The organism is Pararhizobium capsulatum DSM 1112, assembly GCF_030814475.1.
GTDB classification, from domain to species: domain Bacteria; phylum Pseudomonadota; class Alphaproteobacteria; order Rhizobiales; family Rhizobiaceae; genus Pararhizobium; species Pararhizobium capsulatum.
On sequence record NZ_JAUSVF010000001.1, the window covers coordinates 399,987 to 421,375 of the forward strand.

Genomic DNA, 21,389 nt, shown 5'->3' on the forward strand with positions numbered 1-21,389 from the left:
ACCGAGGAATGCCATGAAAGCGGTCCTATGTAACGAGCCGGGGCAGCTTGTCCTTGCCGATGTCCCGGCGCCCGGCGCGGTGCCGGCCGGCTGGGTTCGCCTCGCCGTCAGCCATGTCGGTATCTGTGGCACCGACTACCACATCTACGAGGGCAAGCATCCCTTCCTGCAATATCCGCGAATCATGGGGCACGAGATTTCCGCGCGGGTTACTGAGCCTGGAGAGGGGGTTTCGCTCGAACAAGGCAACCTCGTCATCGTCAATCCTTATATTGCCTGCGGCGATTGCGGCGCATGCCGGAAGGGAAAGCAGAACTGCTGTACCAATATCCGCGTTCTCGGGGTCCACACTGATGGCGCCCAATGCGAGGAAATCCTGGTCCCGGAAGAAAATCTTTACCCGGCTGACGGCCTGTCGCCGGCTGCGGCTGCAACAGTTGAGTTTCTGGCGATCGGTGCTCATGCCGTGCGACGTTCATGCGCACCCAAAGGGTCGCGAGCGCTCGTCATCGGTGCAGGTCCGATCGGTCTCGGCACGGCCATTTTTTCAAAAATTGCCGGACATGACGTGGCGCTCATGGACACAAGCGGCGAGAGACTTGCCATGGCCGCAAGCGCCTTCGGCTTCGAAAAAGGCATTCTTGCTGACGACAGGGCAGCAGAAGCCGTCACGGCGGTAACCCAGGGCGATGGTTTCGATGTCGTTTTTGATGCCACAGGCTATGCCGGTTCGATGGAGCGCTCTTTTGCCTATGTCGCCCATGGTGGCTGCCTTGTGTTCGTCAGCGTCGTCAAGGATGACATCCGCTTCTCCGATCCCGAGTTTCACAAGAGAGAGATGATGCTGGTCGGCAGCCGGAACGCGACGAAGGAAGACTTCGTTCACGTGGCGGATGCGATCCGTTCCGGACATGTGCCCGTTGATGCCCTTATCACCCACCGCACAACCCTTGATCGTGTCGTCGATGACTTGCCGCGCTGGGCCAGGGAGAAGACCGGTCTCGTCAAGGCCGTGATCGAAATCGCGCCGTGACGCGCTAGCGCGGGGATTACTGTGAGGCGACGGGGATTCTTGACAGCTGTCAATCGCAGGGATTCCAGTCTGCTCCGCGAGTTTTGGGCAAGCAACTTCATGGATTGTAAAAGGATCGGTGAAACTCTGCTGTCTCGTGACCAGCAGAGGTCAAAGACTTGCCGGAGAGCAATTGTTGCGTTGCACAAAAGATGCTAGGCTCGACGTGCCTGTCGATGAACAAGGATCGGACGCTGCCCCCTTTGGTGGCAGCGCAGCCCGATCGGTCGCGGTAACAGGAGTGTGTTCCGTTGTTTTACCAGCTTTATGAACTCAACCATGCGATGATGGCGCCCTGGCGCGCTACGGCGGACGCCATGCGCCTTGCCTACGCCAATCCGCTCAATCCGATTTCCCATACTTATTTCGGTCGAGCGGCCGCGGCCGGCCTCGAAGTCTTCGAGCGCATGACCCGTCGTTATGGCAAGCCTGAGTTCGGTCTTCCGGAGACGGTGGTCGACGAGCAGACTGTGCAGGTGCGTGAAAAGATCGTCTGGCGCCAGCCCTTCTGCAATCTCATTCATTTCGAGCGGGCGCTACCCAAAGGTCGAAGCTCCGACCCCAAGGTTCTGATTGTTGCCCCGATGTCGGGCCACTACGCCACGCTGCTGCGCGGCACGGTCGAGGCGCTGCTGCCCCATTCGGATATCTACATCACCGACTGGATCGACGCGCGCATGGTGCCGTTGACCGAGGGTACGTTCGATCTCGATGATTACATCGATTACGTCATCGACATGCTGCATTTCCTCGGAGGCGATACGCACGTCATCGCCGTCTGTCAGCCGGCCGTTCCGGTGCTTGCCGCCGTCGCCGTCATGGAAGGCAATGACGATCCCCTGTCGCCGGCATCCATGACGCTGATGGGTGGACCGATCGATACGCGCATCAACCCGACGGCTGTCAATCAGCTGGCCAAGGACAAGCCGATCAAATGGTTCCAGGACAACGTGGTCATGCAGGTGCCTTTCCCGCAGCCCGGCTTCCTGCGGCCGGTCTATCCGGGCTTCCTGCAGCTTTCCGGCTTCATGTCGATGAACCTCGACCGTCACCTCACGGCGACCAAGGATTTCTTCGAGCATCTGGTGAAGAACGATGGTGACGCCGCCGAGAAGCATCGCGACTTCTACGATGAATACATGGCCGTCATGGATCTGACGGCAGAATTCTACCTGCAGACGGTCGAAGTCGTGTTCATGCGCCATGCTCTGCCGAAGGGCGAGATGATGCATCGCAACCAGCGCGTCGATACTACGGCGATCCGCAAGGTCGCCCTGCTGACGGTGGAAGGCGAAAACGACGATATTTCCGGCGTCGGCCAGACCAAGGCGGCGCAGACGATCTGCACCAATATCCCCGAAGACATGCGCATGCATTACATGCAGCCGGATGTTGGCCACTACGGTGTTTTCAACGGCTCGCGGTTCCGCCGCGAGATCGCGCCGCGCATCGTTGCCTTCCAGCGACAGCATTCGCGCCGGGCAAAGCCAGTCGGCCGTGTGATCAAGGGTGGGAAGCCGGGCTGAAGAACGCGCCTTTTCCGATTTTAGACATGTCGATCAGGTGCTTGTTCGATTTTGCAAGCACCTGGCTTGCGGCAGGGTTCGGCTGTTCCCACATCGTAAAGAGCAGGCCCACAGGGGGCCTACTTTTGAGTGAGGACTTCTGAACATGAATCAATCCGCATTGATCCGTCCGGACTGGACTCCCGCAACCATTGCGCTGATGGTGCTTGGCTTCGTGGTCTTCTGGCCACTCGGTCTGGCCATGCTTGCCTATATCCTCTTCGGTGAACGGCTGAAATCGTTCAAGAAGGATGCCAATTCCACGGTGGACGGCGTGTTTTCTTCGTTCAAGCGTGGTGGCCGTGGCTATTGCCGTCCGCAGTTCCGCACCGGCAACGTCGCTTTCGACGATTGGCGCGACGCCGAGCTGACCCGCCTCGACGAGGAACGCCGCAAGCTCGATGAAATGCGTGAGCAGTTTGACGAATATGTCCGCGAGTTGCGCCGGGCCAAGGATCAGGAAGAGTTCGACCGCTTCATGCGCGAACGCAATTCCGGTGGACCGGGTTCGGTGCCGGGCTTTCCCGCCCATTGAGGACAAAAACCTGAAAGCCGGCGCTTCCATGAGGCGCCGGCTTTTCAATTGCCCATGCGCAAACCTGCCGAATCGGTTATCACGGATTTCATGTTTTCCCTGCTTCGCAAGACATCCGGGGTCAAGAAAAGCCCGCAGCCGACGACGCGCATGATCGACGTCGCCGGTCGGCCGATGCCGCTGACCATCCGACAGAATGCGCGCGCCACCCGCATGACGCTCAGGATCGAGCCCGGTGGCCGTGAGCTCAAGATGACGATCCCGACCGGCCTTCCCGAGCGCGAAATCAAAGCCTTTCTCGACCGTCACCAGGCCTGGCTGATGACCAAGCTTGCCCGTTTTTCCGGTGAAAGCGTCCTGGAGGAGGGCGGCACAATCCTCATTCGCGGCATTGCTCACCGTATCGAGCGCACCGGAAAGCTTCGCGGCTTGACGGAGATGGTCATGGTCGGCGAAGACGCCGTCCTGCGGGTCAGCGGTGGGCCGGAGCATCTGCGCCGCCGCATTGCCGATTTTCTGAAAAAGGAAGCGCGCAAGGATCTGGAACACCTGGTCGGTATCCACGCCCGTATCGTCGGGCGCAAGGTGAAGTCGATCAGCTTCAAGGATACGCGCAGCCGCTGGGGTTCCTGCGCTGCCGATGGCGCCTTGAGTTTTTCCTGGCGCATCGTCATGGCGCCGCCGAAGGTGATCGACTACCTCGCCGCCCACGAGGTTGCCCACCTGCGCGAGATGAACCATGGGCCGGATTTCTGGGCGCTTTGCGAAGAGTTATGCCCCGCAACGTCAGATGCCCGCCGATGGCTGAAGCGCAACGGCACGATGCTCCACGCAATCGATTTCGATTGAGCGCAAAGCCCTGAATACGGGCATTCAGGCACTTTTTGGCTCGACTCACGCAACTTTTCATGCGACGTCCCCTGCTATGACGACGGAAGTAAAAATTTGTGGTTTGAAGACGGTCGGGGCCGTCGAGCGCGCAGTCGAATTGGGTGCCACCCATACCGGCTTCATCTTCTTTGAAAAAAGTCCCCGCAACATCGAACCTGACGATGCTGGACGCCTTGCAGAGCACGCGCGCGGCAAGGCGAAGATCGTGGCCGTCACGGTTGATGCCGATAACGACTTTCTCGATGAAATCGTATCGGCACTCTCGCCCGATATGCTACAATTGCACGGTAGCGAGAGCCCCGAGCGGGTCCTGAACGTCAAGGCGGTCTATGGGCTGCCGGTGATCAAGGCGTTATCGATCCGTGATGCTGACGATCTGAAGAGGATCGAGCCCTATATCGGCATTGCCGACCGTTTCCTTTTTGATGCGAAGCCACCCAAGGGATCGGAGTTGCCCGGCGGCAATGGCGTCTCTTTCGATTGGCAGTTGCTTGGTGCGCTTGACGAAAGCGTCGATTACATGCTTTCCGGTGGATTGAATGCGGAGAATATCGGTGAAGCCCTTGCGCTGACAGGTGCGCAGGCTGTCGATACCTCCTCCGGGGTGGAAAGCGCACCCGGGGTCAAGGACCTGAAGCGCATGCAGGAATTTTTCGAGGCGGTGGCCCGCGGGCCGTTGCAGAGGATAGCGCCAGGGAGCGGGACGTGAATCAGACGCCAAAATTGAACTCCTTCAAGGCAGGGCCTGACGAAGACGGCCGCTTTGGCATCTTCGGTGGGCGTTTCGTTGCCGAAACGCTAATGCCGCTGATCCTCGATCTTCAGGATGAGTGGAACAAGGCGAAGACCGATCCGGAATTTCAAGCCCAATTGAAGGATCTCGGCGCCCATTATATCGGCCGCCCGAGCCCGCTTTATTTTGCCGAACGCCTGACGGCCAAGCTCGGCGGCGCCAAGATCTATTTCAAGCGCGAAGAGCTGAACCACACCGGCTCGCACAAGATCAACAATTGCATCGGCCAGATCTTGCTTGCCAAGCGCATGGGCAAGACCCGGATCATCGCCGAGACCGGTGCCGGCCAGCACGGCGTTGCCTCGGCCACTGTCGCCGCCCGCTTCGGCCTGCCCTGCGTGGTCTACATGGGTGCCACCGACGTTGAACGCCAGGCACCGAATGTTTTCCGCATGAAACTGCTCGGCGCCGAAGTGAAGCCGGTGACGGCTGGCAGCGGCACGCTCAAGGACGCGATGAACGAGGCGCTGCGCGACTGGGTCACCAATGTCGACGACACCTATTATCTGATTGGCACGGCCGCCGGCCCGCATCCGTATCCCGAGATGGTTCGCGATTTCCAGGCCGTGATCGGCCAGGAAGCCCGTGCCCAGATGCTCGAAGCCGAAGGCCGGTTGCCTGATCTGGTGATCGCTGCCGTCGGTGGTGGCTCCAACGCGATCGGTATCTTCCATCCGTTCCTCGATGACGAGAGCGTCAAGATCGTCGGCGTCGAAGCTGGTGGCAAGGGCCTTGAGGGTGACGAGCACTGCGCTTCGATCACAGCCGGCTCGCCGGGCGTGCTGCATGGCAACCGCACTTATCTGCTGCAGGATCGTGACGGCCAGATCAAGGAAGGCCACTCGATCTCCGCCGGTCTCGACTATCCGGGCATCGGTCCGGAGCACTCCTGGCTGAACGATGTCGGCCGCGTCGAATATGTGCCGATCATGGACCACGAGGCGCTGGAAGCTTTCCAGATGCTGACGCGCCTCGAAGGCATCATTCCAGCGCTTGAGCCGAGCCATGCGATCGCTGAAGTGATCAAGCGCGCGCCGAAAATGGGCAAGGACGAGATCATCCTGATGAACCTCTCCGGCCGCGGCGACAAGGACATCTTCACCGTCGGCAAGATACTGGGTATGGGGCTGTAGGAGCATGACCGCACGCATGGACAAACGCTTCGCCGATCTGGCGGCCGAGGGCCGGCCGGCCCTGGTTACCTATTTCATGGGTGGCGATCCCGACTTCGAAACGTCGCTGGCGATCATGAAGGCGCTGCCGTCTGCTGGCTCCGACGTCATCGAGCTTGGCATGCCCTTTTCCGATCCCATGGCGGATGGTCCTGCTATCCAGCTTGCTGGACAGCGCGCCCTTAAGGCCGGGCAGACGCTTGAAAAAACATTGGAACTTGCCCGTCGCTTCCGCGCAGATGACAAGGACACGCCTATCGTTCTGATGGGGTATTACAACCCGATCTACATCCACGGCGTCGATCGCTTTGTGGTCGATGCGCTGGAAGCCGGCGTCGATGGCTTGATCGTCGTTGACCTGCCGCCGGAGATGGACGATGAACTCTGCCTGCCGGCACTCGCCAAGGGCCTGAACTTTATCCGTCTGGCGACGCCGACTACCGATGACAAGCGGCTGCCCAAGGTTCTCCAAAACACCTCGGGTTTTGTCTATTATGTCTCGATGAACGGCATCACCGGCTCGGCGCTGCCGGACCCGTCGCTGATCGGCGGCGCGGTACAGCGGATCAAAAGCCATACGAACCTTCCTGTCTGCGTCGGTTTCGGCGTCAAGACAGCGGAGCATGCCAGAGCAATCGGCGCGTCCGCCGATGGGGTCGTTGTCGGTACGGCGATCGTCAATCAGGTGGCGTCCAGCCTGACCGGTGACGGACAGTCGACAGGTGCAACGGTACCGGGGGTCGAGGCCCTTGTTCGTGGCCTTTCGGCAGGCGTTCGCGGCTCAAGGCTTGCAGCGGCCGAATAAATGCCCACATTCTGGGGCATTCCGCTGTCAAGATCAGCGAATGCGCTGGATGAAGTGAATAAATGCGTCCCTGGCCCGGCGGATAAGTGCAGGGGCCGGATGCAACCATTCAGGAGTTTGCAGTGAACTGGATCACAAATTACGTCCGCCCGAAGATCAACTCGATGCTCGGCCGCCGCGAGGTTCCGGATAATCTCTGGATCAAGTGCCCCGAAACGGGCGAGATGGTGTTCCACCGCGATCTCGAAGAGAACAAATGGGTTATCCCGGCATCCGGCTATCACATGAAGATGCCGGCAAAGGCCCGTTTGAAGGATCTCTTCGATGACGGCGTCTACGAAGCCTTGGCCCAGCCGAAGGTGGCGCAGGATCCGCTGAAGTTCCGCGATTCGAAGAAATATACCGACCGGTTGCGCGACAGCCGCGTCAAGACCGATCTCGAAGACACGATTGTTGCCGGTATTGGCCGCATGAAGGGTGTAAAGCTTGTTGGTGTGGTTCACGAGTTCGCTTTCATGGGCGGTTCGCTCGGCATTGCTGCGGGTGAGGCGATCATCAAGGCCTTTGAACGCGCGATTGCGGAAAAGTGCCCGCTGGTCATCTTCCCGGCTTCCGGCGGTGCGCGCATGCAGGAAGGTATCCTGTCGCTGATGCAGCTGCCGCGCACGACGGTTGCCGTGCAGATGCTGAAGGAAGCCGGTCTTCCCTATATCGTCGTCCTCACCAACCCGACCACGGGCGGCGTCACCGCATCCTACGCGATGCTGGGCGACCTTCATATTGCCGAGCCGGGTGCGGAAATCTGCTTCGCCGGCAAGCGCGTCATCGAGCAGACGATCCGCGAGAAGCTGCCGGAAGGTTTCCAGACGTCGGAATATCTGATGGAGCATGGCATGGTCGATATGGTCGTCAAGCGCCATGATATTCCCGATACGCTTGCCCGCACCCTGAAAATCCTCATGAAAAAGCCGGTCGATGCTGCCAAGCTGAACGGTAGCGGCGTGGCCGTCGTGCCGATCGCTGCAAGCGCCTGATCGGAAGACGACCATGATGACGGTTGACGTCAGCGAGGCCGGGCAGGAAATCGAAAAACTGCTCGCCCTCCATCCCAAGGGTTTCGACCTGTCCCTCGACCGCATCACCCGGCTTCTCGACAGGCTGGGAAATCCACAGGATCGCCTGCCGCCGGTCGTCCATGTGGCAGGCACCAACGGCAAGGGTTCCGTGACCGCCTTTTCGCGAGCGATTCTGGAAGCCGCGGGTCTCAGCGTCCACGTCCATACCTCGCCGCATCTTGTCAACTGGCATGAACGCTACCGGCTGGGCCGCAAGGGCGGGCGCGGCGAGCTGGTGTCCGATCCGGTTCTGGCCGACGCCATCCGCCGCGTTGCGGACGCCAATGCCGGCGAGAAGATCACCGTCTTCGAAATCCTCACAGCCGTCACCTTCGTCCTGTTCTCAGAGCACCCGGCCGACGTCGTGATCATCGAGGTCGGGCTTGGTGGCCGTTTCGATGCAACCAATGTCATTTCCTCGCCCGCCGTTTCCGTCATCATGCCCATTTCACTGGATCATCAGGCCTATCTCGGTGATCGGGTTGAGCTGATTGCGGCGGAAAAGGCGGGTATCATGAAACGCGGCCGGCCGGTGGTGATCGGCCATCAGGAAGAGGACGGTGCGCGCAGCGTGCTTGTCTCCATCGCTGAGCGGCTGGGCTGCCCGCTTTCCGTCTACGGCCAGGATTTCATGGCGCATGAAGAATATGGCCGGCTGATCTACCAGGACGAGGATGGTCTTGCTGACCTTCCGCTGCCGCGCCTGCCGGGCCGCCATCAATATGCCAATTCCGCGGCCGCGATCCGCGCCGTCAAGGCTGCCGGCTTTTCGCCAACGGATATGGAAATCGAAAAAGGCCTGACATCAGTCGAGTGGCCCGGCCGCCTGCAAAGGCTGACAGACGGGCGGCTTGCTGCAATTGCTCCGAAAGGCGCTGAAATCTGGGTCGATGGCGGACACAATCCAGGCGCAGGACAGGTCATTGCCGAAACCATGGCCAATCTGGAGGATCGCGATCCGCGTCCGCTGTTCCTGATCATCGGCATGATCAACACGAAGGATCCCGTCGGCTATTTCAACGCGTTCAAGGGCTTGGCGGAACATGTTTTCACGGTGCCGATCCGTGGTTCCGATGCGGGCATCGACGCGGTTGCACTTGCGGATGACGCGGCCTCAGCCGGCTTCAAGACCTCGCCCGCATCATCAGTCTCCGAAGCGTTGACTGAAATCGGCGATATCTTCGCTACTGGACAACAGGTGCCGCGCATCCTGATCGGTGGATCGCTTTATCTGGTAGGCGATGTGCTTGCGGACAACGGCACCGTTCCAGCCTGAAGATTCTGAGCTACAGATACGAAAAAAGCCCGGTTTCCCAGGCTTTTCGTGAGATGACGAGACGAAATGGTCTCAGACGGTAGCGTTCGAAATCCACGAGGACAAAGCCGTCTTCGGTGCGGCGCCAACCTTGATGTCGGCGACTTCGCCGGCCTTGAACATGGCGAGCGTCGGGATCGAGCGCACGCCATACTGGGCGGCGAGTTCCGGGTTCTCGTCGATGTTGAGCTTGACGACCTTTACCTTGCCGGCGAGTTCGTTGGAGATTTCTTCCAGGCTCGGCGCGATCATCTTGCACGGGCCGCACCACTCGGCCCAGAAATCGACGATCACCGGCTCGGCGGCGTTCAGCACTTCATCCTGGAAATTCGAGGTGTCGACTTTTACGGTAGCCATAGGCTGCTCCTTGAGTTTCGATTCTGGCGTTCTTTGAACGGTTGTTCCTGATGTGATGACTGAACGCCCGGTTTTCAATATTTTCTATCTCACTTTGTCGCGAGCTCGACAAGACACCGGTCAAGCATTGCTTCGCTGAGCGTGATGCATACCGGCCCTTCCGTGAAGATCAGAACGCATTCGAAGCGGTGGTTCGGATAAAGCGGCTGCAGGATCGCCCGGTAGATTGCGAGCTGCGCGCGGTAGACGAAGGGCACGTCTTCGGCCGAATTGGGAATCTCCCTGTTCGTCTTGAAGTCGGCGATAACAACAGTGTCGTCGGAAACGGCAAGCCGATCGATGCGCCCTGAGACGGCATGCTCCCGTTTGCCGAGCGTCAGGGTCCCCATGATCGAGACTTCCGCCCGGCTTCCCTGCGAAAACAGCAGCTCCAGGCCGGCATCGTCGATGACGCGCAGCACCGACTGCGTCAATTTCTGCCGTTCATTCTCCGGCCAATCGGGTACCGACCTTTCGAGATACCGGTTTGCGGCAATCTCCCGCTCGTGCTGAGCCATCGCTGGCAGCATCTGCAGGAAACGGTGCAGGATCGCACCGCGCAACAATGAGGTTTGCGGCAAGGTTTTCGGAGAAAACAGCGCCGATCCGTTCGAAGGTACAGCGTCCTCCTCGATCGTCGCGCCGGCGCCTGAGGGGCTGAGAGGACGTGGCAGCCGGCGTTGAGGCGGCAAGGGCTTGGAAAGGGCAGGGGGAGGGCCCGAGGGGATATGTCGTTCGACGTCCGCCTGCGGGAGTTGGGTTGCAAGGGGCTGCGCCGTCTTCGAAACTTGCCAGCGGTAGCCTGACCACTCCTGCTCGCCAGTCTGGTAAATCTGCGGCGTGCTTCGCCCTTTGTGGTCGGCCGACAGGCTCGCGCTCACCATCGCGTGCCAGCTGTCGGGGTTGGCGCGTTTGCCCTGATAACCGCAGATCACCAGCCTGTCAGCGGCGCGGGTCATGCCCACGTAAAGAAGCCGGCGATATTCCTCCTCGGCAGCCTGCTTCAACCGTTCCGTATCCGCGTCGATCAGGCTGTTGGAGACGGTTCCCGGCGCACGCCAGACCGGAACGTTCGACGTGCCATGGCTTTCGACGACCGGGCGGATGGTGCGCAGGCCGGATATGTGCTGGGTATTGAAGGCTTTACCGCCGCCATCGACAAGAAACACGACGGGCGCCTCCAGCCCCTTGGCGGCGTGCACGGTCATGATCCGCACCTCGTTGCGATCCTTGTCCTGCTCGCGCTTGACGGTGGGGGCCTCCATCTCAAGACCGGAAACGAAACTCTGGAGACCGGGCAGGCCGTTCTTTTCGTGATCGAGCGCAAAGGTCAGGAATTCATCGATGATATCGCCAACCTCGCTGCCGAGCCTGCCGAGAAAGGCAGCGCGGCCACCATCCTGACCGAGAATCCGCGCATAGAAATCATAGACCGGAAGTTCGCGGGAAAGGGCGATGTAACGCTCAAGCCGCTGAACGACGGCCTGGAAAGGCGACTGTTCGCTGAGGGATTGCAGATATTGCCAGACGCTGGCGCCGGAAGGCCGTTCGGCCACGCGTGCAACATCGTCTTCGCAGAGGTTGAAGAGCGGGCTTTTCAGGATTGCCGCAAGCGAAAGATCGTCTTCGGGCAGAAGCACGAAATGGCCGAACGCCATCAGGTCCTGCACGGCGATATGGCTTGTCAAAACCAGCCGATCGGCACCGGCGACAGGAATATCGCGCCGGGTTTTCAGCGCGCGCGTCAGGGCATTGACGAAGGCATCCCGCTTGCGAACGAGGACGATCACGTCGCCCGGCTGCATCGGGCGGGGAACACCTTTTTCGACGATCGTTTCCCGGCCGATCCAGTCGGCAAGCGTTGCGGCGATGCGCTGAGCGAGGATATTGGGCGGCGCATCCTCCGGCGTGGCGTCGAAGGCCGCCGTCCATTCCTCGTCCTGAATGCTTTCGACCGGCGCGATCGTTTCCCAGACATCGACGACACCGGGATGCCCGATGCGGTTGGAAGCATGGACAACCGGCTCGCTGCGGGCGCTGAGACCCTTCGCATGGGCCGGATTATCGAACACGGCATCGACGGCCGACAACACGTCTTCGGTCGAGCGGAAGGAAAGCTGGAGCCGGATGGGGCTGAAGGTACTTCCGCTTTCCCGCACCCGCCGCTCCGTCGCGATGCTTTCGTCGGAGAAGCGTTCAGGTCTCGCGCCCTGGAAGGAATAGATCGACTGCTTCTCATCGCCCACGGCAAACATGGTGCGATGGTTGCCACGGGCTGTCTCGCCGGAAAAGAAATCCTCGGCCAGCGACTGGATGATCGTCCATTGCACCGGACTGGTATCCTGTGCCTCATCGACGAGGATATGGTCGATGCCCTGATCGAGCTTGAAATGGACCCAGGCGCCGACATCGCTGCGCGAAAGCAGAGCGGCAGTTCTGTTGATGAGGTCGTCGAAATCAAGCTGGCTGCGGGTTTTCTTGATATCTTCGTAATCGCGATTGAGCCTGTCGGCGAGGATCAGGGCCGCAAGTGTGGCCTCGAACATCGCGATGAGATTGAGCCGGTCGATACGCGCAACAAACTGATCACGCGCATTGAGAACGACCGTTTCCAGATCCGGCACCGTTTTGCGCATGGCAGCCGAAAAGAACGCGGAATCCGCCTTGGGCTTTCCGGCCTGGGTAAAGAACAAGCCACGCAACTGTTCAAGACGCTGCAATGGCTCGAAAAGCCGTGACGCGCTGCGCAGACCATCCGCAAATTCGAGCACTTTCGCGCCACCAGAGGCCGCGGCCGCGGAGATATAGCGTTCCAGCGAAACTCCGTTCAAGGCACTAAGCGGCCACATGCCGGCAACCAATGCATCCGACGTCTCGTTGGCTGCCAGCCCGAGCGCCTCCCGCAGTTCCAGTTCAATACCGCCACTCGCCTCCGCTTGCGAAAGAAACGATTGAAGCGCCGTCCGGTTGGCGACGATCGCCGAAAGCAGCTTTTCAAGGCCGGTATCATCAGCGAGATCGAGAACGGTTGCGAAGGCCTGGGTGAGTTGCGGGTCATCCTCGCTTGCCGTTGCCGTCAACAGCGCCCGCCGGGCGTCCGCCAGAAGCGTCGCCGAGGCCCGGTCGTCGAGTACGGAAAAATGCCCGGCGACATTGGCTTCCAGGGGAAACTGATGCAGCAGCGCCTCGCAGAAGGCGTGGATCGTCTGGATCTTCAGGCCGCCAGGTGTTTCCAGCGCGCGCGCAAAGAGGCGGCGGGCCTCCTGTCGCTTGATCAGATCAGGCTTTTCGCCCTCAATGGCTTCGATACGGGCGTCGAGCGTCTCATCGTCCAGCGTCACCCATTCCGCAAGCCGCTGGAAGACACGGTTCGACATTTCAGATGCCGCGGCCTTCGTGTAGGTCAGGCAGAGAATTGCCGATGGGCGGCAGCCGGCGAGAAGCAGGCGGATGACGCGTTGCGTCAGCACATGCGTCTTGCCCGATCCGGCATTTGCGGACACCCAGGCCGAACGGTCGGGATCGGAGGCCAGGGCCTGCTTGGCGGATGTCCAGTCGAGCCAACCTTTTGGGGAGAGATCGGTGGGGGAGAGATCGGCGGAGCCGGGCATGTCATCCATCATTGCCATCCTCCTCGCCTTCGGCGGTCGCCCATTCGGCGACACGGGCAAGGTGATCGTACTCGCCGCCATAATCGCGCTCTTTCTGAACAATCACACGCGAGGCAAATCCGTGTTTACCGCTTCGCAGCGCCAGAAGCAGGCCGACGAGTTCCCGCAGCGATTCTTCCGCAAGCTGATCGGCGGATTTCGTCTCGATGCCCGATCGGCTCTTTGAATTCTCGTTGTTGACCTCTTCCTCGGCAAATCGTTCGCCCGGTTTCAGCCGCACATAGACCAGCGACTGTGCGGTCTGTCGCCCGGCCTTGGGGAAAGCGCCGGCCTTCAGGGCGGCCGCTTCCAGGGCGAGCTGCGGATCGAGCAGCGTGCGTGCTTCCTTGGTGGAAGGGCTCGATCCCGTCTTGTAGTCGATGATGGTTGCGGTGCCGTTCGTCTGGATATCGATCCGGTCGGCAATGCCGGTGAGCTTGATATCGCCGACACCGAGCGGCATTGTTGCGTAGAGTTCCAGGAAAGATTGCCGGATCCCACCTTTGCGCTTTGCCTCCCAGGCGATGAAGGCCCGGCCGACAGCAGCAAAGCGCGGTCGCCAGACCACATCGATATGCGGCGGAAGCGCCCGTTCGTCGAAGGCTTCCTTAAGAATGCGGTCCATGACTTTAGCAGCGTGCGGGCTTGCCGAATCCAGATCTTCCGCCACGAAGCGTTCGACGATCTTGTGGTAAAGCGTGCCGCGCTCGGAGGCGCCGGGATCGCGATTGAACGGATCAAGCGGCTGGACGCGCAGAATGCGACGGGCATAGATCGCGTAAGGGTCGCGGCGAAGCCGGCTAACCTCACTGAAGGAATAGCTTTGCGGTTGCCGCTCAACCGGTGGCTTCGGTTCCGGGCGTTTTGCCAGATCCTGATCGACACCCTCATCCAACATGCCGGCCCATGCGACATAATCGCGCCCGTTGGCACGCAACTGCGCTGACAGCGCATTCCCGCCGACAGCCAGCAGTCGCTGCAGCCAGCGCGAGGCGACGGTTGGTGTCGCGCCCTTGCGCATGGCGCGCGTCATGACAAGCTTGCGCGTGCCGCAGGCCATCTGGAAATCGTGGGCGAGCTGGCCAATCCGCCGTTCCGGGGGCTCCAGCCCCATGGATGTCTTCATGGTTCGCGAGAGAAACGGATCGTTGGCCGTCTGGCCGGGCCACGTGCCTTCGTTGAGCCCGCCGAGAACGACGAGATCGACGCTCTGCAGGCGTGATTCCATCGCTCCGAAGATGAAGACGCGGGGATGGCGCATGGAGCGCGGCTTGATGGCCTCACTGGCCATCAGCGCCTCCATGACGTCGCACCATTGCGGCCCGTCCGCACTCAGCTGTCCCTCCGTCTCGATGATGCCCCGCAACAGCGCCGCCAAGGCTTCCCCGCTTTCACCGGACCAGAGCGCGGCAAGGCTGTGATTGTCATCAATGCAGACAGCTTCCAGCGCCTCGCCGGTCTTTTTCGCCCAGTCGGCAAGCGTCAGCGTTGTCGTAAGGCCCTTTCCGCTTCGATGGCGCCCAACGAGGGTGCTGGCCAGGGGTTCCACGGCACGCGCGATCGCGCGTGCAAAATGCCGGGCAACCTCGATGTCCTCCTCCGTGACGGCGCGTGCCCATTCCGGGGAATGGCGATCGGTTGCCCTGCGCGCTATTGCCTGGTCGAGAAGCCCTTCCAGCTCTGTCAGATCGACGGTTCCTGTGCCCCCACGAAATGCCAGCCGCTCCAGAACACTTGTGGCCTGACGTACCGTCGCGACCGGCAGACCGAAGCGGGTGAGCGGATGTTTGAGCAAGGCGGCCACGGCGACAGGGTCGCCGGGTCTTAAGGTCGCCTCGAGCAACAGCCGCGTTACGCTTCCGGGCGCTGTCGCTGACAAGGGCGTACCGGCGGAATCGTCCGCTTCGATGCCAAACCGCAGAAGCTCGGCGGCAACACGCCGAGCAAGATCGCGGTCCGGCGTGATGAGGGCCGCCTGGCTGTCTTCGTCGTCCTCAAGGGCGAGGCGCAATGCAATCGCAATCGCGGTTGCCTCCTCACGCTCGTTGGCGGTTTCGATCAGGGCCGCATCGGCAAAGGCCTGCAGCAATTGGTCTGTGTCCGTTTCGCGTTGCCGTTCCATCCACACGCTTGTCGCCTGAACCGGCAGCAGGGCGTGGGACAGGATCTCGCTGCGGTAGGTGAGGTCGTCCTCGGCGCTGGCCAGGCTTGGTATCTCATTCCGATCGATGCCCATGCGCCTCAGGAGGCGAAAGAAGCCGTATTGTGGATGGCTGCGGCTGGACGGATCAGGCCGCGCCACCGCCGCATCGGGGGCGATCTGGTTCCATTCGGCGTCGCTCATGGTCTGGTCTAGACCTGGCAGGACAATGGTGCCATTGGGCAGCTTCTGCACGGTGGCGATCAGCGCTGAGGTCGCCGGGATGGAGCCCGTCGAGCCGGCGATCACGATCGGCCCCGTCACCTTGCCGGCAGCGATCCGCTGCGTTTCCGCATCCAGGATCGCGTTGCGATGACGCGCCGGCGAGGATTGATGCAGTTCCTCAAGTCGAGCCGGCCAGTAGGTCCGGGCGATCTTCAGGAATTCGAGGGTCAGCTGCCACCACAGAGCATGATCGGCATCCTGAAGCTGGTCGAGCGCCTCCCATTCCAGCTCCTCCGTTTCCATCGCATCGATGATGTCGGCAAGATTGCGGGCAAGCCAGATGGCATCTGCCGGGCTTGCCGGCGCGATCAGCGGGCTTTCCGAATGAATATCGAGCACGATCTTCGGCAACTGGTTACGCCAGGCGAGAATGAGCCGCCCCAGTTCGATCAGTCGCGCAGTTCCGGGAAGCGGCGGTGCGAGATCGAGGATTGCCGGCACTTCCGCATCGAAAAAGCCGCTATCGTCGTCAGTTTCACCAAGGGCACGAATGACCGGGAGGATAGCGGAGCGCCCTCCCAGATAATCGACCAGCTCGGAGCGCAAGACACGGGCGGAGCGTCGTGTCGGCACGAAAATGGTGACGCCGGAAAGGGCCAGGGGGTCGGTCGGATCATATTTGTAGCCGGCAACAAGATCGCCGCCGCACAGCGCCTGGACGAGCGTTTTCAGAAACGGCCGTCCAGGCGGAATGGTGAAGACATTGCCGCCCGCCATCTCAGGCTCCGCCGCCGACGCGTCGGATTGCCTCTTCGGCAAGGCCGATCGCGTCCGGGGTGCCGACCGTCAGCCAGTGGCCTTCAAGCACAATACCGAATAGACGTCCGCGCTCGATTGCCCTGTCGAAATAGAGATTGAGATTGAAGGCATCGGTCGGTGCATCGTCAAAAAGACGGGAGTGCAGGGCGATCGCGCCGGCATAGACCACCGGCTGTGGCATGCCGTCACGATAGCGGGATAGAGCCCCGTCAGGCGCCAGCGAAAAGTCGAGCTTGCCGTTGTGCCCCGTGGTGTCTTCGTTGCGCACGCAGAGCAACGCCATGTCCATCCGCTCCGGGTCGAAGAATGAAACGAGACGATCGAGATTGGCAGGCTTTTCGAGGTTTTCACCCACCCAGAAGAGGTCGGCGTTCATGACAAGAACCGGACCTTCTTCCAGAAGCGCCAGTCCTTTGACGAGACCGCCGCCGGAATTCATCAGCGCATCGCGCTCGTCCGAGATCACGATGGCGGGCTGCTCGCGGTCCCTGAGATGCGTTTCCATCTGATCGGCAAAGTGATGCACATTGACCGCGGCCGTCGAGATGCCGGCCGCCTGGAGCAGATCGAGCACATAGTCGATCATCGGTTTGCCCGCGACCTTCACCAGAGGTTTCGGCGTCGTATCGGTGATCGGGCGCAGTCGCGTGCCAAGCCCTGCGGCCAGCACCATGGCATTGTGAATGGGCATGAAAAGCCTTCGTCCGAAATTGCATCATCAAGCGGTGTAAGCCTGATTCGGACTCTATAGCATCGAACCTGGATTTCGAGTCTGCCGGCTTTTTGGTTCTGGAGGATGTCTGGTTCAGATTGAACCAGACATCCTCCAGATTCTTTTGTTTCCGTTTGTCTTTTCGGGAGAACCGGTTTCCACTTTTCCCTGACAAACTCTAAAGTATTGCGCTTCTCACGCACCAGTCGCGAAGGGGAAAAAGTGCGGGATGCGCCAATGCGGCGTCGAGATAGGCAAGGGTGCGGGGCATATGTTTCATATAGCCGGGCTTGCCGTCTCTTTGCATTAGCCGCACCCAGATACCGACGAGCTTGCAGTTGCGTTGGGCCGACATCAGGTGCCAATCCCGTACGAACATATCCTGATCGAACGAACCTGACGCCTTTCGGTCGCTGATATAGACATTCAGCATGCGGGACGCGAGCGATCGATCGATCGTGACACGGGCATCCTGGGTGATCGAAGCGACATCATAGGCGGTCGGCCCGATCATCGCGTCCTGGAAATCGATCAGGCCGATACGTTTCGAGCCGGTCTCGCCCTCACGCCAGATGATATTGGGCGAGTGGAAATCGCGCAGCAGAAGGTTGGTCTCTGACGACGCGAGAAGATCGATCAAGCCATCCCAGATTTGTACATATTCCTCACGCCCTTCGGCAGAGGCCTGTGTTCCGCGCTTCCACGGGAGATACCAGTCGAGCAGCAGGCGGGTCTCGATCTTCATCGCACGCCGGTCGAAATCGGGAATGGAATGAATGCATCCCGTGGAGACTTCGATCTCCGGCGTTACTTTTTGCGCATGCAACGCCGCCAGCATTCTGACGCTCTCGATATAGCGGGCTTCGACAGGCTTGCCGTCCTCATCCAGAATACCCTCGCGACCGAGATCCTCAATCAGCAAAATGCCGGCGTCGAGGTCGCTCTGGTAGATTTCGGGTGCGCTAAAACCCTTGGCCCGCAAATCCTGATCGATAGCGACGAACGGGATGCAGTCTTCGGCGATGTGGGCAAGCTGCTGATAGTATTTTCCATCTTCAAGGATGGGGCCGGGCTTGTGCCGCGCCGAATCCATGAGGATCATCGGCATGCGATCATCGGCAAGGATCGTCTCATAGGCGCGAGCCGAAGCGTCGCCGCTCAAATGACGCCGATGGGCATCGCCATAGCCGGAGCGTTTCAGGAACTCCCGGATCGAAAGACTCCGGGCGATTCGAGCCAGCGGGGCGTCCGGTCCTGAGACGATAACGCGCCTGCCGTCACCTTCATGAGAAAAGGCCAGCGTGATCGTGGTGTTGGGCAAGACGCCTTCGGCACGCTCCGGCCATTCGACAAGGGCGATACCATCCGAAATGGCTTCGTCGAAGCCGAGCTCGTCCAGCTCGGAGACATCGGCGAGCCGGTAGAGATCGAAATGGGCGGCGGGAATACGCAGTTCGTAGCTTTGCACAAGTGTGAAAGTGGGGCTTGGAACCTCCAGCGCGTCGTCATCGGCCAGCGCGCGCAGCAGGGCGCGGGCAAGCGTCGACTTTCCAGCGCCGAGGTCGCCCGACAGCGCCAGGCAATCGCCTGCGCGCACGGCCAGTGCAAGATCTTCACCGAGTTCTTTCGTTGCGGCCTCGTCGTTTAGCTGAAGCTCAATCCGATGGCTCATTCGGCGGCGGCAACCTTTGGCAGTTCGGCGGACGGGATGCGGCAGGTTACTTCCGTTCCCTCGCCCTCGCGGCTGCGGATGGAAACGCTTCCATGATGCAGGCTGACAAAGCTCTCGACGATGGAAAGACCAAGCCCGGCGCCACCACGTGAACCGTGACTTTCGAAGCGGTTGAACACCGTTTCAAGGATTTCCTGAGGGATTCCGACGCCGTTGTCGGTCACCGTGAAGACAAAATCGAGGCCTTCCCGCTGACATTTCAGGCCGATCCTGCTGCCATCCGGCGCAAAATTGGCAGCGTTTGTCAGAAGCTTGATGAAGATCTGCTTCAGCCGCTGGTGATCGGCGACGAAGCTACCGAGCATGTCCGGAGCTTCTATGCGTAGCGTGACCGCACTTTCCTGCAGCCGGTCGGCCATCTGATTGGAAACCTCATCGAGGAAATCGGTGAGATTGATCTCTGAGAGATCCAGCTCGACGATGCCGGCATCGACCGTCGCAAGATCGAGAATATCGTTGACGATCGTCAACAGCAGCGACGACGACGTTGAAATATGGTCGACATATTCCGCCTGACGTTCGTTCAGCGAACCGAAAGTCGGCGTCTTCAGAAGGTCGGCGAAGCCGATGATGTTGGTCAGTGGCGACCGGAGTTCATAGGACACGTGCTGGACGAAGTCGTTCTTTAGGGAATCGGCCTTGCGCAGTGCTTCGTTCTTCTCTGTCAGCGCGCGCTCGACCCGGACGCTGTCGGTGATGTTGACGAAAGTCAGCATCGTCTGGGCGTTGGGAAGCGGGATAACAGCGAAATCCAGAATCAGGCCCGTCCTGAGCTCGAGGATGCCCTGGCAGGAGCTGCGCTCGTCGTCGAAGCTTGTGATCAGATGGGCAAAGCGCTTCCAGCCATCCTGTTGATCGTAAGAGACAGCACAGGCTTGCTCGATGGCACGAATGTGCGTGCCGGGCTGCGCCTGCGGTTCACTGATGCCCCAGAGCGCGCGGAAGGCAGGATTGGAAAGCTTGATCCGGCCATCAGGACCGAAAACGGCGACGCCTTCGGAAAGATGATCAATCGTCTCGCCCTGCACCTGAACAAGAGTATTGTAGCGCGTTTCGAGATCGACCTTCTCGGTCAGGTTTTCAAACACCCATGTCGCGCCACCCTGCGGTCGCGCGGTCGCAAAGACCCGCAATGTCTGACCATTGGGCAGATGCCAGAGGTCGGATTGGGTGTCGATCGCCTGATAGACAGCAAGCGCATTGTCCTTCCACTGTTTCCAGTTGAGCTGTTCCGGCAGCTTTCCGCCGGCACGAAGCCGGTCGAGAATCTCGCCATTGCCGGGTTTGCGTTCGAGGAAGCCCATATCGAGCGCCCAAAGGGCCTGGAAAGCCTGATTATAAAATTGCAGCCGCTGGGCGCCGTCGAAGATCGCTACCGGGGTTGCCAAATGGTCAAGTGTTTCGGCGTGGCTCTTGAGCGTACGGTTCAACTCTTCGCGCACGGCTTCAACGGCGGAAATATTGGCCGCCATGCCCGCGGAGCCGCTGACGCTGCGCGTATCCACGACATCGAAGAAGGTACGGTTGCCGCGCACGACGGTCGATACCTTGTCACGAAAGGGAACATCATACGTGCTGATGGCGCGGATTTTCTCCCGGGCGATCGTGGCAAGCAGTTCCTTGCCCTCCTTGATCGCTTCGGCAGGATTGGAAGCCTCGACGGCATAACTGTACGCCTCGTTTACCCAGGTGATCGCCCCATCCGGCCCGCGAAGCCAAACCGGCAGATCAGTTGCATCCAGGAGTGTGTGGAACGAGGTCAGCGAGGCCTGCAGACGGTCCCGCTCCAGCTTCAGTTCCGCCAGCTCGGCCCGCATATTGTTGAGAGCGACAAAACGAACGAAGGCACGGCCACCGGAAACGCGTCCCTGTGCCTCGAGAATTTCGTTGCGGTGGGTCTCGATGATAAGATCGAAGCTCTGTGCCTGGGAGCGCAGCCGTTCGATCGCCTTTTCCAGGTCCAGGGCCGACATCGCCTTGACCCAGCGTCCAAACGCCAGGAACTCGCGATCGTCCTGCGGCACGCCGGTTTCTGCTGGCAGGTGCCCAAGGAATTCCGGTTTGTCGGAAAGACCGTCCCAAACAACGATGCGCCGGTTCTTGTCGGCGATCAGCGCCTGAAAACGCGAAATGCGCTGATTTGCATCGGCCAGCGCAGCATTCAGCTCGCGGTTTTCACCCTCGATGTTGCCGCGCTGGCGAATAAGCCAGATCGCCGAGATCATGGCGGCGGAAATCACGCCGATCAAAACCGAGAATGTGATGACTTCGGAAGAACGAAAAACGGATGCTGCAAGACCTTGGGTCTGTGCGGTCGCGGGCGAGGAAAGAGCCGCGAGCATCGAGCCGGCGGCCAATCGCTGCCACAGGCGTTTCACTCGTCCGCCCACGCATTTTGGTGACCCGTTTTCCATGGCTGCATCCCCGCTTGTACTGCACGTCATCGACGCCG

General features: G+C 60.4%; 15 protein-coding genes. 9 read left to right on the forward strand and 6 right to left on the reverse strand.

Annotation, left to right across the window (positions count from 1 at the left end; translation table 11 throughout):
* The first annotated feature begins 13 nt into the window (after nt 1-13).
* From QO002_RS01825 to QO002_RS01865, 9 genes are all read left to right on the forward strand, one after another.
* On the forward strand, nt 14-1,033 hold the full coding sequence (locus QO002_RS01825) for a zinc-binding alcohol dehydrogenase family protein (protein ID WP_307226118.1): 1,020 nt from the start codon (nt 14-16) through the stop codon (nt 1,031-1,033).
* Nucleotides 1,034-1,323: 290 nt separating this feature from the next.
* A complete protein-coding gene (phaZ, locus tag QO002_RS01830) occupies nt 1,324-2,598 on the forward strand; it encodes a polyhydroxyalkanoate depolymerase (RefSeq protein ID WP_307226119.1) in 1,275 nt (424 codons plus the stop codon).
* Between the two features lie 145 nt (nt 2,599-2,743).
* Nucleotides 2,744-3,172: a DUF2852 domain-containing protein gene (locus QO002_RS01835; RefSeq protein WP_307226121.1), complete on the forward strand. Its 429-nt coding sequence runs from the start codon at nt 2,744-2,746 to the stop codon at nt 3,170-3,172.
* Between the two features lie 90 nt (nt 3,173-3,262).
* On the forward strand, nt 3,263-4,021 hold the full coding sequence (locus tag QO002_RS01840; protein WP_307226123.1) for a M48 family metallopeptidase: 759 nt from the start codon (nt 3,263-3,265) through the stop codon (nt 4,019-4,021).
* A gap of 76 nt (nt 4,022-4,097) precedes the next feature.
* On the forward strand, nt 4,098-4,772 hold the full coding sequence (locus tag QO002_RS01845) for a phosphoribosylanthranilate isomerase (RefSeq protein ID WP_307226124.1): 675 nt from the start codon (nt 4,098-4,100) through the stop codon (nt 4,770-4,772).
* On the forward strand, nt 4,769-5,989 hold the full coding sequence (gene trpB / locus QO002_RS01850; RefSeq protein ID WP_307226127.1) for a tryptophan synthase subunit beta: 1,221 nt from the start codon (nt 4,769-4,771) through the stop codon (nt 5,987-5,989). The genes QO002_RS01845 and trpB overlap by 4 nt, the downstream gene beginning before the upstream one ends.
* A gap of 4 nt (nt 5,990-5,993) precedes the next feature.
* Nucleotides 5,994-6,833, forward strand: a complete 840-nt coding sequence (trpA, locus tag QO002_RS01855) for a tryptophan synthase subunit alpha (protein WP_307226129.1) — start codon at nt 5,994-5,996, stop codon at nt 6,831-6,833.
* A 122-nt stretch (nt 6,834-6,955) separates the two neighbouring features.
* Nucleotides 6,956-7,867: an acetyl-CoA carboxylase, carboxyltransferase subunit beta gene (accD, locus tag QO002_RS01860; RefSeq protein WP_307226131.1), complete on the forward strand. Its 912-nt coding sequence runs from the start codon at nt 6,956-6,958 to the stop codon at nt 7,865-7,867.
* A gap of 13 nt (nt 7,868-7,880) precedes the next feature.
* Entirely contained in the window at nt 7,881-9,224 is a 1,344-nt protein-coding gene (locus tag QO002_RS01865) for a bifunctional folylpolyglutamate synthase/dihydrofolate synthase (protein WP_307226133.1), read from the forward strand.
* Between the two features lie 72 nt (nt 9,225-9,296).
* Here QO002_RS01865 and trxA read toward each other — a convergent pair whose 3' ends face one another.
* From trxA to QO002_RS01895, 6 genes are all read right to left on the reverse strand, one after another.
* Nucleotides 9,297-9,620 (reverse strand): thioredoxin, encoded by a 324-nt coding sequence (gene trxA, locus QO002_RS01870; RefSeq protein ID WP_307226136.1) that lies wholly within the window; start codon nt 9,618-9,620, stop codon nt 9,297-9,299.
* An 89-nt stretch (nt 9,621-9,709) separates the two neighbouring features.
* Nucleotides 9,710-13,282: a double-strand break repair helicase AddA gene (gene addA, locus QO002_RS01875; protein ID WP_442417761.1), complete on the reverse strand. Its 3,573-nt coding sequence runs from the start codon at nt 13,280-13,282 to the stop codon at nt 9,710-9,712.
* Complete coding sequence (addB, locus tag QO002_RS01880; RefSeq protein ID WP_307226138.1) at nt 13,272-16,451, reverse strand: double-strand break repair protein AddB; 3,180 nt, start codon at nt 16,449-16,451, stop codon at nt 13,272-13,274. Before addB ends, addA begins: the two co-directional genes overlap by 11 nt.
* Before the next feature lies 1 nt (nt 16,452).
* Nucleotides 16,453-17,184, reverse strand: a complete 732-nt coding sequence (locus tag QO002_RS01885; RefSeq protein WP_307226141.1) for a nucleotidyltransferase family protein — start codon at nt 17,182-17,184, stop codon at nt 16,453-16,455.
* 199 nt (nt 17,185-17,383) lie between these two features.
* On the reverse strand, nt 17,384-18,877 hold the full coding sequence (tsaE, locus tag QO002_RS01890; protein ID WP_307226144.1) for a tRNA (adenosine(37)-N6)-threonylcarbamoyltransferase complex ATPase subunit type 1 TsaE: 1,494 nt from the start codon (nt 18,875-18,877) through the stop codon (nt 17,384-17,386).
* Nucleotides 18,874-21,351 carry a sensor histidine kinase gene (locus QO002_RS01895; protein WP_307226146.1) on the reverse strand — a complete coding sequence of 826 codons (2,478 nt, stop codon included), beginning with the start codon at nt 21,349-21,351 and terminating at the stop codon, nt 18,874-18,876. Before QO002_RS01895 ends, tsaE begins: the two co-directional genes overlap by 4 nt.
* Between the last annotated feature and the right edge of the window lie 38 nt (nt 21,352-21,389).